We start from the raw sequence: 11266 nt of genomic DNA on the forward strand, positions 1-11266 counted from the left end.
ATTGCAAAACAAGGATTATCTGGTCTATGTAACGGGTTATAACAAGTCTAATCTCGCTAGCGTGGCCAATGCCCATGCCGGGGAGAAGGTCGTAGGATTTTTACCCACAGCAGAAAGCTACAACCTCTTTAAGCGTTCTGATAACTATCCTTTTTTCGAAAAATTGAACATTCCTTCCCATACCTTCTCTACCTTTGATTTTACTAATTTCGATCATTACCACCAAGTAGGGGATGAGGCAGAGTTGATGGACTATGGGCATATGGCCAGGGTGGTCAATAAGATGATCCCGGTGGTGGAGGGAATCGCGATTTCAAAAGACAGGGAACTAAAACTCAACTAATGGCAAATGTCATCATTACCGGCTGCAGCAGAGGGATAGGCTACGAACTCGCTCAACTTTTCGCAGATGCAGGTCATCAGGTTCTGGCTCTGTCGCGGAACGACAAACCGATCAAAGCCCTGAAGCACAAGAACATTCATTGCTTTTCCTTTGACATTTCCAAGGAATCATCCCTGGAAACGGTCAGGCAATTCTTAGGAGAGCAGTGGAAAGGTGTTGATGTCCTCATCCACAATGCAGGCATGCTGATCAATAAGCCTTTTGAGGAAACATCTACCGATGATTTTCTCTCGGTCTATCAGGTGAATGTTTTTGGAGTAGCGGCCCTTACCAGGGTTGTACTTCCCTTTATGCAGTCAGAAGGGCATGTGGTAACCATCAGTTCCATGGGTGGCGTACAGGGAAGCGCCAAATTCCCCGGTCTTTCGGCATACAGCTCCAGCAAGGGGGCGGTGATTACACTTTCTGAGCTGCTTGCAGAGGAATACAAGGAGAGCGGCCCTTCTTTTAATGTCCTGGCCCTCGGTGCGGTACAAACGGAAATGCTCGAGGAGGCATTTCCCGGGTATAAAGCACCGGTAACAGCAATGCAAATGGCGAAATACATCATGGATTTTGCCCTGACAGGTCAGCACCTATACAACGGAAAAATCCTGCAGGTCTCCAGTTCTACCCCCTGAATTAGGACTCTTTTTCTGTTCGAGCGTATTTCCTTTTGCGAGAACCTTTATTTTTGTTTCCGATGAACCGTGTTTTGGAAAGATACCTGCCGCATTCGGCCGTAACACCTTGTTTTGATCTTATCCGTACCCACCGGGTGCACCTTAAGGTGGTGAATGAAAGGATGACCCGGCATGGGGATTACCGTTTGCTGCCCGATGGGTCCCACCAGATCACTGTAAATGCAACCCCAAACCCGTACAGGTTTCTCATTACCCTGATCCATGAGATAGCTCACCTGGTAGCCTTTGAATCCTATGGCAGGCGTATTAAACCTCATGGCAGGGAATGGAAGCACACCTTTCAACACCTAATGCTTCCCTTTCTCAGACCGGAGATCTTCCCGACGTCACTTTTGCCCCTCCTGGCTAAACATTTCAGGAACCCAAAGGCCAGCAGCAGCACGGATGCTCACTTAGCCATAGCTTTGAAAGAATTTGATCCGCCATCGGATCAATCCATTCTGATAGAACTCCCGCAGGGTACTGTTTTTCGTTTAAAAAATGGACGTACCTTTAAAAAGGGTCAACGCAAGGTGAAGCGTTTTCAATGTGTTGAAATAGGTTCGGGAAGGTTGTATTTGTTTCAACCAAATGCCGAAGTTGAAGTTGTTAAATAAAAGGAACATGAAAAATAAAAATTACTATGCCGTATTAATGGCAGGAGGTGTAGGGTCCAGGTTCTGGCCTGTGAGCACAACCCAAAACCCCAAACAGTTCCACGATATGCTGGGGACCGGAGATACCCTGATTCAAAGGACCTTTAAAAGACTGAACAGTTTTATCCCCACAGAGAATATCCTCATCCTGACCAATGAGCGCTACAACGATCTGGTCCTGGAACAACTCCCTACGATCAGACAAGAGCAGGTGGTCCTGGAACCCGCCATGCGCAATACAGCCCCTTGTATACTCTATGCTGCTCTGAAGATCCGTAAGATGAATCCGGACGCACTGATGGTGGTTGCGCCCAGTGACCACTGGATAGAGGACGAGGCTGCATTTGCCAGTGACGTACAACATTGTTTTCAGGTCTGTCAGGAAGGGGACGTGCTTTGCACGCTTGGGATTAAACCCTCTTTTCCGAACACGGGATTCGGTTACATCGAATACGATAAGTCGTCCGGTAAAGAACAAAAGAAGGTAAGGCAATTCAGGGAAAAACCCGATTACGAGACCGCAAAATCCTTCCTCGAGCAGGGGAATTTCCTCTGGAATGCTGGAATTTTCATGTGGAGTGCCCATACTATTGTCAGGGCTTTTGAAAAATATCAGCCCGACCAGTACGAATTGTTCGCCAAAGGCCTGGATAGCTATAATACGGATAAAGAAGCCGGCTTTATCCGGGAGCATTATCCTCAGGCAGAAAACATATCCATTGATTATGCCATCCTGGAACAGTCGGATGCGATCTACGTCCTGCCTGCTTCGTTTGACTGGAATGATCTGGGGACCTGGGGTTCCCTCTACGACAAACTAGACAAAGATCCCAAAGGAAATGCCCTGGTCAATGGCCACATGCTGGAAACGGAAGCCAGGGGTAATATGGTTCGCCTGCCCGAAGGGAAACTGGCTGTCATAGAAGGCCTGGAGGACTATATTATCGTAGACCAGGAGCATGTATTGATGATCGTTCCCAAGTCAAAGGAACAGGATATTAAGGCGATAGTTTCAAAAACAAAAGCTACATTTGGAGAAGGATACGTTTAAGTGTAATTACTACTATGGAAACAGGCAGGAATCCGGGACAGAAAGACGACCTGGACGGTGTTGAGGATGTAAAACAGGAATTCAGGGGGTTACTGGGGTCAACCCGAAAATTCCTTTCAGAATTGCTGGACATTCGTAAGAATACGGATAAGGACAGCACCAAGGAAGCGATCATTGCCGATATTCCCTTTAAAGGACATACGGCATGGATCCTGGTCTGTTCTATCTTCATAGCTTCCGTGGGGTTGAATGCCAACTCCACCGCAGTGGTCATCGGAGCCATGCTTATCAGTCCGCTTATGGGCCCGATCCTGGGTATCGGACTCTCCCTGGCGGTCAATGACATCGATACGCTCAGAAGGGCATTGCGGAATTTTACGGTCATGGTGGTACTCAGTGTCCTGACCGCCTATCTCTTTTTTGAATTCTTTCCCCTTCGGGATGAATCCTCGGAATTGCTTGCGCGGACCAAACCGGATATCAGGGACGTCCTGATCGCATTTTTTGGCGGGCTTGCCCTGGTAATCGCCCGTGCTAAGAAAGGTACGGTGGCCAGTGTGATCTTCGGTGTGGCCATCGCAACGGCCCTGATGCCACCCCTTTGTACGGTGGGATTTGGCCTTGCTATAGGAAACTTTTCCTTTGCCGCCGGGGCTATGTACCTCTTTATCATCAACACCATTTTTATCGGCTTAGCGACCTTCCTCGTATTAAAGCTCTTGCGCTTCCCTATGGTTAGGTATGCCAATTCTGCCAGGAGGCGTTTTATTGGAAGGGTGGCTTCCCTGGTAGCCCTCCTGGTGATGATCCCTGCTGGGATCACTTTTTACAATGTCTTCCAGGAATCCAGGTTTATGAATCAGGCCAATGATCTTATCCACAAAACAATCGGAATATACCAGTTCAAGGACAGGGGCAGGTATATGGAAAACCTGACGGAGATCGAATACAATCCCGATGGGGTGTCGACCATAGAACTGGTGACCATGGGGGATGAGTCCATTCCCGAAAATGTGATAGACACCTGGAGGACCCAGATGAGATCATACTCGAAACTCGAGAATACGGAATTGAAGATCCTTCAGGGAGGGCAGGACGACTCAGAACAGAAATTCAATTATGTCAACGAGTTGTACGAGGCCAAAAAAGCAGAATTGCTGTCTAAGGACGAGCGGATCAGACTCCTGGAACAGGAATTGTCCGAACTGAGCACTTTTGCCAAGAAACAAATACCCTTCAATGATATCAGTGCCGAAGCCAGGACCCATTACGACAACCTGGAAAAACTGTCCTTTTCCTATGTGATCAGGACGGATTTTAAATCCATGGACACTATTCCTGTGTTTGAGGTCAAATGGAAGGAAGGTGCCCGGGTGGATCAGACCAGTGCAGAGTCCAAAAAGCTGAACGATTGGCTCAAAGTAAGGCTCAAGGATCCCAAAGTGGAAGTTAAGTCCTGGCAGGATTAATCGCGCTCTTCCAGGTACATTTGCCTCACCTTTTTGAAGAGCTCGGAGGAATAGACAAAGTTAGTCACGGCTTTGTTGTCCGTCTTGAAAATCTCCTTGTTCGAACCTTCCCATTCCTTAAAACCATCTTTCAGGAAAATGATCTTTTCCCCTATCTCCATGACCGAATTCATATCATGGCTGTTGATCACCGTGGTGATGTTATACTCCTCGGTGATCTCCTGGATCAGGTTATCGATCAGGATGGCAGTTTTCGGGTCCAGACCCGAATTGGGTTCATCGCAGAAGAGATATTTGGGATTCATGACGATAGCCCTGGCAATAGCTACACGTTTTTTCATCCCACCCGAAAGTTCTGAGGGGTATTTGTGATTGGCATCGATCAGATTTACCCTTTTGAGTACAAAATTGACCCTGTCCAGCATCTCGGACTGACTTTGCTTGGTAAACATATCGAGAGGAAACATCACATTGCCCTCTACGGTCATGGAATCGAAAAGCGCACTGCCCTGAAATACCATACCCATTTCCTGCCTCAGGTCTCTTTGTTCCCGGGGTTCCAGCTCAGAGTATACCCGACCATCGTAGATGATCTTTCCCTGATCGGGAGAGAAGAGGCCAAGGAGACATTTGAGAAAGACCGTCTTCCCCGACCCACTCTGGCCTATGACCAGGTTGGTTTTCCCTTTTTCGAAGGTGGTAGTAATCCCCTTCAACACATGATGTTCTCCAAACGATTTATGTAAGTTCTCTACTTCTATCATCAGCCTAACAGGAGTTGAGTGAGGATGTAATTCAGGATAATGATCACCACGCTGGTCCAGACAAATGCCGTAGTACTCGCTTTACCCACTTCCAGGGCGCCTCCTTTCATATAGTAGCCGTGGAATGACGGCACGGTGGCGATGACAAATGCAAAAACCACCGACTTTATGAAGGAGTAGGTGACATGAAAGGGGATGAAGTCGAGCTGCAGGCCTTCCACAAAATCAGCACTGGAGCTGAATCCTCCGAAAACACCAGCGATCCATCCGCCCAGGATTCCTATATACATGGCGATGGCCACCACAAAAGGGTAGAGGAACATGGCGATGATCTTGGGGAATACGAGATAATTGAGGGAGTTCACCCCCATGACCTCTAGGGCGTCTATTTGCTCGGTTACCCGCATGGTCCCTATGCTCGAGGTTATATAGGAACCTACTTTCCCGGCCATTATGATGGAGGTAAACGTAGGGGCAAACTCCAGGATGACAGACTGCCTGGTGGCAAACCCGATCAGGTTTCTGGGGATCAAAGGGTTGCTGATGTTCAAGGCGGTCTGAATGGCCACAACTCCCCCTATAAAGAAGGAAATGAAGATGATGATCCCCATAGAACCATAGATGAGTTCATCGATTTCCTTTAAAATGAGGGACTTCATTATAGGCCATTTGGTCGGCTTCTTGAAAACCTCGCGGATCATTATGGAATAGCTTCCTATAGAGGATACATAATTCATAAGCAGTGGTACGCTTCTTGCTGTAAAAATAACAATATTACCCTTGTAATAAACCTCATTTAAGATTAATAGGGTTTAATTAGTTATTTTTGGAGACATGCCATTTTTTATGAAAAAATACTTCTTTTCCTTGCTCATTTCCTTCTTGCTGACCGGGCTTTTACCTGTGTCTGTCTCAGCCCAGGAATCTCGGACTAAGCCGATCAAAACAACGCCTAAACTCATCGTCGGGATCGTGGCCGACCAGATGCGATACGACTACCTGACCCGATTCTGGGAACACTATGGGGATGGGGGTTTTAAAAGGATGGTCAGTGAAGGATTCAACTGTAAGAACAACCATTACAACTATGCTCCTACAACTACCGGACCGGGACATGCCTCAATTTATACCGGCACCACCCCTTCTGTTCATGGGGTCATAGGGAACAACTGGTATGATAAAGAATCCGGGCAGGTGGTCTACTGCGCTTCCGATGAGAGGTATACTTCTGTGGGTACCTCGGCCGGAACCGGTAAGATGTCGCCCCACTGGATGACGGTTTCTACCGTGACAGATGAACTCCGGCTGTTTACTCAAAAAAGGGGAAAAGTAATTGCCCTGGCCTTGAAAGACAGGGGAGCTGTACTGCCCGGAGGACACATGGCCAATGCGGCTTACTGGTACAATGGCGGACTGGATGGCGATTGGATCAGCAGTTCCTATTACATGGACGAGCTACCTAAATGGGTCAGGGACTTCAATGCTTCAGATGCCGTGGAAAAGTATAAGAAGACCTGGAATACTTTAAAGAATATAAACGTGTATCTGGAAAGCGGACCCGACAACAACCCTTATGAAGGAGCATTTTCCGGTGAGTCGGCCCCTGTCTTCCCTCACGATCTTCCAAAACTCTGGGAGAGTAATGGTCAATTCGACCTTCTGAGAAATACGGCCTATGGCAACAGCATGACCACGGATTTCGCCCTTGCCGCCCTGGAAGGGGAAGATTTAGGCAAGGATGCGATCCCTGATTTCCTTGCGATCAGCTATTCGAGCACGGATTATGTCGGCCATCAATTTGGGGTCAATTCCAAGGAAATTCAGGACACCTATCTCCGTCTTGACGAGGACCTGGCAAGATTGTTAAAGCAGCTCGATCAGAAAGTGGGCAAAGGGGAATATCTGGTATTCCTTTCCTCAGACCATGGGGCTGTGGATGTGCCCGCCTATCTGAAAGATCAGAAACTGCCCGCTGGCTACATGGATTCTCAGTCGATGTCTGCAAAATTCAGGGAATTCATGTCCTATACCTTCGGAGATGCAAAACTGATCAGGAATTACAGCAATGCCCAGTTCTTCCTGGATCACGATGTGATCCGCAGTCTGGATATGGAATTGGAAGATGTGCAGTACAAAATCGCCCAGGAATTGCTGGGTTACGAGGGTATCAGTCGGGTGTTTACGGGCCATCAGATGGAGACGAACGAGTACAGCCGGGGTGTCCCCTATATTATTCAAAATGGCTACAACCAGAAGAGGTCAGGTGATGTCCTGCTCGTTTTGGACCCGGCCGTGGTCTATTACTCCAGAACAGGCTCTACCCACGGTTCACCCTATATTTACGACACCCATGTGCCCCTGTTGTTTTTCGGTAAAGGGATACCTCAGGGAAGCACCACCGAGCGTACGGAGATCCCTGATATAGCCCCAACCATTTCAGCCCTTTTGGGAATGTCTTTTCCAAATGGGACCACTGGAACGCCCATTGAAGCGGTCCTAGATTAGTTTTCCAAGAATTCGTTTCCAGCGGAGATTCCTGATGAATTTTCCTTCTTCAGGGGTTACAATAAAGGCTTGTTCCTTCTTTTTTGCCTCCCAATAACCGCTCAGATTGTCGCTGATGATCTTGATCTTTCGATTTTTCCAGGCCATTTTTAAGGAGGCGATACTGGAGATCACCAGGCCGTATCGCATGAGGTACATGGCTCTGCCCTGGGACCTTCTCGCTTTGGCATTGTAGGCATCTCCAATGGGTCTGCGGTGTTTTACCTTCAGAGTCTCTTCCGTTCTCACTTCGAATCCATTAAAACGGGCTAGCAGTTCGTCTACGGTATCCCAGCCCATGGCCTCCCGCAGTCCGCCCATAGCGTCAAAACACTTTTTGGAATACGCCTTGAAAGCACCCCTCACATGGTCCTTGTCCATGGGGTGGTTCAGGATCCATTGTCCATTTCTGTCCTGTTCATAGGCAAAACCGCCTGCTATGCCTATTTTTTCGGATGACCTGAAAATCGCGGAGATCTTTTCAAAATAATCGGGTGGCAGCAGGATGTCGGCATCGAGCTTCACCAGAAAATCATAATCCTCATCAAGAATAGCCATGCCCGCATTAAATGCAGCCACTACCTTACTCCCGGGAAGATGCTCGTCCGAAGATTCTTTTTTTACCCCTTGGATACAGTTGTATTTCTCAGCATAGGTCTTGATGATCCCAGCGGTCCCGTCCGTGGAATGATCATCGACAACCACAACTTTTTTCGGTTTGATCGTCTGACTGACCACACTTTCCAGGGCGTCTGCGAGAAAACGGGCCTCATTATGGGCCGGGATCACAATATAATAAGAAGGATTCTGGGCCATTGCAAGGAGGTTCAGGATTTAAAACGCTCAGCGTATACGATGTAGTACCTCGGTGTAAAATACCTTAAAATGGGTCTAAGCCCGATCTTCTTCACAGGATGGGTCCATTTCTGGGAATCGATGATCTTCCACCCTGTCTTCTCCAGGAGCCAGTCGAATTGCCAGGCTTCAAACTCGTGAAAATGCCTGTCCCTTTCATCGGTCTTGCTTCTGTAGGCCGGGGAAAACCAAAGTCTCAAGGGGATACTGGCAACCAGTTTCCGGGCCCTGATCTCCTGAAGGGCGTTAAAGGGCGCCAGGAGATGTTCAAAAATTTCGAATGCCGTTACCACTGAGGCATCGGAAGAACGAATGGCAGAGAGGTCGAGGTCGAGATCCTCCCCTCCGGTATTGCTTACAGCATATCCGTGATCCCTCATGATCTGAGTGAAGGGATTCTCCACACCCAGGTCCAGGATGGACTCGTTCTCGGGAATGTGCTTTTGTAAAAAGGAAAGTGTTTTCTGGTATCTTTTTTTTGGATAATGGCTCTCGTACATGCCCTAATATCTGTAAACGACGGCATTGATATTCATTCCGGCGCCGACACTGGCAAAGATAACAACATCCCCCTTGCTCACCTGATGATTCTCCATTTTTCCCTTCCTCACCATATCATACAGGGTTGGGACCGTAGCTACGGAGCTGTTCCCGAGTACATGGATGTTCATGGGCATAACCCTCTCCGGCATTTCCCTGTCGTACAACTGGTAGAAGCGCTTTACGATGGCCTCATCCATCTTTTCATTGGCCTGGTGGATAAAGATCTTTTTAACCTCGTCTATGGACACCCCGATTTTATCCAGGCACTCCTTCATGGCCCCTGGGACATAAGTGATCGCGAATTCGTAGATCTTCCGACCGTACATCTTGATGTATTTCAGATCGTCCCCGATTTCCTGGTGGTAAGAGGCGCCGTGAAACAGGTAATAAGCCTCTTCATTGGCGTATGTTGCCGAATTATGTGCCAGGATCTCTCCCTGGCCTTCCTTCTCTTCTATAATACAGGCTCCCGCACCGTCGGAATAGATCATGGAGTCCCTGTCGTGCGGATCAACCACCCTGGACAGCGTCTCGGCGCCGATAACCAGGCAGCGCTTGGCCATCCCACTTTTGATAAAGGCATAGGCCTGAATCATCCCTTCTACCCATCCGGGACACCCAAAAAGCAGATCATAAGCCACACATTTCGGATTCTTGATCTGCAGATCGTTCTTGACCCTTGTGGCCAGACTGGGCAGAGTATTCCCATGCGAGGACCCAAAAGGGACATCCCCGAAATTGTGGGCAAAGATGATATAATCCAGGTCCTCTCCACTGATGCCGGCATCTTCCAGAGCATTTTTCGATGCCAGGTAGGCCAGATCGGAGGCATTGAATTCATTCTTGGCATATCGCCTTTCGCGTATGCCGGTGATGGCCTTGAATTTCTCAATGATAACCGTATTGGATTGGGGAAATGAAGAGCCGTCACTGTTGAGAAAGTGCTTGCTTTCAAAAGCTTCGTTAGGGACCAGGACTTCCGGGATGTAGCTTCCGGTACCGGTGATGGCAATACTCATGAATCTAGGTATTTTAATACTGTGGTAATCTAGCCAAAACTATTTCCAAACAAAAATACCTCACCCCTTAAATACGATGTTCAAGCCTACCTCTACCTGTATTTCTTGCCCTATTTATCCTTTGGATATAACTAATGTTCTGGTCGTTAGCCCGTTATTCTGAATCGGCGTAGGCTTCAATGGGGGCGCAGGTACAAATGAGATTACGATCTCCATAGGCTTCATCTACCCTCCTGATGCTGGGCCAGAACTTGCTCTCCTTCACGTAAGGCAAAGGATAGGCGGCCTGCTGTCGTGTATACGGGAAGGCCCAATGGTCTGAGGTCACCATTTCCAGGGTGTGAGGTGCATTTTTCAATACATTCTGATTGTCTCCTTCACTGACTGCGTCTATTTCTTCCCTTATCGAGATCATGGCATCACAGAACCTGTCAAGTTCAGATAACCCTTCACTTTCGGTAGGCTCGATCATCATCGTACCTGCCACAGGGAAAGAGACAGTAGGGGCATGAAACCCATAATCCATCAAACGCTTGGCTATATCGGTAACTTCAATGTTCTTTTGTTTGAAGGGACGACAGTCTATGATCATTTCGTGAGCCGCCCTGCCCATCTCGCCGGTGTACAATACCTGGTATTTTCCTTCGAGACGCTCTTTAATATAGTTGGCATTGAGAATCGCGATTTCTGTAGCCTTCTGCAGTCCGGCTGCCCCCAACATTTTTATGTACCCATAGGAGATGAGACAGGCCAGTGCACTCCCCCATGGGGCAGCACTAATGGCTGTAATGGCCTTCTTGCCTCCTGTGGGAATGACGGGGTTCCCTGGAAGGAACGGGGCCAGTTGTGCAGCCACACAGATTGGGCCTACGCCGGGTCCACCCCCTCCGTGAGGGATAGCAAAGGTCTTGTGAAGGTTCAGGTGGCAAACATCAGCCCCGATGATGGCCGGATTCGTGAGGCCCACCTGGGCATTCATATTGGCACCATCCATATACACCTGTCCGCCGTGTTCGTGTATCAGGCGGGTGATCTTCCGGATGGATGATTCAAAAACACCATGGGTCGAGGGATAGGTAACCATGAGCGCCGCCAGGTTCTCGGAGTGTTTCAGCACTTTCTCTTCCAGATCTGCGAGGTCAATGTTCCCCTTCTCGTCTGTTTTGGTGACCACCACCTGCATACCTGCCATCACGGCAGAAGCAGGATTGGTCCCATGGGCAGAGGCCGGGATGATACAGATGTTTCGATTTGTATCCCCTCTCGATTCGTGGTAGGCTCTGATAGTCATCAGGCCGGC

Annotated in this window: 12 protein-coding genes; 6 read left to right on the forward strand and 6 right to left on the reverse strand. The window is 48.5% G+C overall.

Going from position 1 to position 11266, the window contains the following annotated elements:
* The 5 genes from ABYP73_RS06720 to ABYP73_RS06740 all read left to right on the forward strand — a co-directional run.
* The coding region (locus ABYP73_RS06720; protein WP_372973824.1) for a M28 family peptidase at positions 1-343 on the forward strand (343 nt) is incomplete at its 5' end.
* Entirely contained in the window at positions 343-1023 is a 681-nt protein-coding gene (locus ABYP73_RS06725; protein ID WP_372973825.1) for an SDR family NAD(P)-dependent oxidoreductase, read from the forward strand. The genes ABYP73_RS06720 and ABYP73_RS06725, both read left to right, overlap by 1 nt.
* A 62-nt stretch (positions 1024-1085) precedes the next feature.
* Positions 1086-1682: a SprT-like domain-containing protein gene (locus ABYP73_RS06730; protein WP_372973826.1), complete on the forward strand. Its 597-nt coding sequence runs from the start codon at positions 1086-1088 to the stop codon at positions 1680-1682.
* 7 nt (positions 1683-1689) lie between these two features.
* Positions 1690-2772 carry a mannose-1-phosphate guanylyltransferase gene (locus ABYP73_RS06735; RefSeq protein ID WP_372944963.1) on the forward strand — a complete coding sequence of 361 codons (1083 nt, stop codon included), beginning with the start codon at positions 1690-1692 and terminating at the stop codon, positions 2770-2772.
* A 14-nt stretch (positions 2773-2786) separates the two neighbouring features.
* The gene (locus ABYP73_RS06740) at positions 2787-4241 is read left to right on the forward strand and encodes a DUF389 domain-containing protein (protein WP_372944962.1); all 1455 of its coding nucleotides are present in this window, start codon (positions 2787-2789) and stop codon (positions 4239-4241) included.
* On the opposite strand, the gene ABYP73_RS06745 is transcribed toward ABYP73_RS06740, so the two are convergent.
* Both ABYP73_RS06745 and ABYP73_RS06750 read right to left on the reverse strand, forming a co-directional pair.
* A complete protein-coding gene (locus tag ABYP73_RS06745; protein WP_372973827.1) occupies positions 4238-5005 on the reverse strand; it encodes an ABC transporter ATP-binding protein in 768 nt (255 codons plus the stop codon). The genes ABYP73_RS06740 and ABYP73_RS06745 overlap by 4 nt on opposite strands.
* On the reverse strand, positions 5005-5742 hold the full coding sequence (locus tag ABYP73_RS06750) for an MlaE family ABC transporter permease (protein ID WP_372944960.1): 738 nt from the start codon (positions 5740-5742) through the stop codon (positions 5005-5007). The genes ABYP73_RS06745 and ABYP73_RS06750 overlap by 1 nt, the downstream gene beginning before the upstream one ends.
* Positions 5743-5851: 109 nt before the next feature.
* Between ABYP73_RS06750 and pafA the strand changes: the two genes are divergently transcribed.
* A complete protein-coding gene (gene pafA / locus ABYP73_RS06755) occupies positions 5852-7510 on the forward strand; it encodes an alkaline phosphatase PafA (protein WP_372973828.1) in 1659 nt (552 codons plus the stop codon).
* On the opposite strand, the gene ABYP73_RS06760 is transcribed toward pafA, so the two are convergent.
* The 4 genes from ABYP73_RS06760 to ABYP73_RS06775 all read right to left on the reverse strand — a co-directional run.
* A complete protein-coding gene (locus ABYP73_RS06760) occupies positions 7502-8365 on the reverse strand; it encodes a glycosyltransferase family 2 protein (RefSeq protein WP_372973829.1) in 864 nt (287 codons plus the stop codon). The genes pafA and ABYP73_RS06760 overlap by 9 nt on opposite strands.
* Before the next feature lie 11 nt (positions 8366-8376).
* The gene (locus tag ABYP73_RS06765; RefSeq protein WP_372973830.1) at positions 8377-8904 is read right to left on the reverse strand and encodes a methyltransferase; all 528 of its coding nucleotides are present in this window, start codon (positions 8902-8904) and stop codon (positions 8377-8379) included.
* Positions 8905-8907: 3 nt separating this feature from the next.
* Positions 8908-9966, reverse strand: a complete 1059-nt coding sequence (locus ABYP73_RS06770; protein WP_372973831.1) for a 3-oxoacyl-ACP synthase III family protein — start codon at positions 9964-9966, stop codon at positions 8908-8910.
* Positions 9967-10120: 154 nt separating this feature from the next.
* A partial coding sequence (locus ABYP73_RS06775; RefSeq protein ID WP_372973832.1) for an aminotransferase class V-fold PLP-dependent enzyme occupies positions 10121-11266 on the reverse strand: 1146 nt, incomplete at its 5' end.

The organism is Muriicola sp., assembly GCF_041567615.1.
Classification (GTDB): domain Bacteria; phylum Bacteroidota; class Bacteroidia; order Flavobacteriales; family Flavobacteriaceae; genus Muriicola.

Excerpts from the sequence above, each read along its gene's own strand:
- ABYP73_RS06750 (WP_372944960.1), bottom strand. The coding sequence starts at position 5,742 with ATGAATTATGTATCCTCTATAGGAAGCTATTCCATAATGATCCGCGAG.
- ABYP73_RS06735 (WP_372944963.1), top strand. The coding sequence starts at position 1,690 with ATGAAAAATAAAAATTACTATGCCGTATTAATGGCAGGAGGTGTAGGG.
- ABYP73_RS06760 (WP_372973829.1), bottom strand. The coding sequence starts at position 8,365 with ATGGCCCAGAATCCTTCTTATTATATTGTGATCCCGGCCCATAATGAG.
- ABYP73_RS06770 (WP_372973831.1), bottom strand. The coding sequence starts at position 9,966 with ATGAGTATTGCCATCACCGGTACCGGAAGCTACATCCCGGAAGTCCTG.
- ABYP73_RS06740 (WP_372944962.1), top strand. The coding sequence starts at position 2,787 with ATGGAAACAGGCAGGAATCCGGGACAGAAAGACGACCTGGACGGTGTT.
- ABYP73_RS06725 (WP_372973825.1), top strand. The coding sequence starts at position 343 with ATGGCAAATGTCATCATTACCGGCTGCAGCAGAGGGATAGGCTACGAA.
- ABYP73_RS06730 (WP_372973826.1), top strand. The coding sequence starts at position 1,086 with ATGAACCGTGTTTTGGAAAGATACCTGCCGCATTCGGCCGTAACACCT.
- pafA (WP_372973828.1), top strand. The coding sequence starts at position 5,852 with ATGAAAAAATACTTCTTTTCCTTGCTCATTTCCTTCTTGCTGACCGGG.
- ABYP73_RS06745 (WP_372973827.1), bottom strand. The coding sequence starts at position 5,005 with ATGATAGAAGTAGAGAACTTACATAAATCGTTTGGAGAACATCATGTG.
- ABYP73_RS06765 (WP_372973830.1), bottom strand. The coding sequence starts at position 8,904 with ATGTACGAGAGCCATTATCCAAAAAAAAGATACCAGAAAACACTTTCC.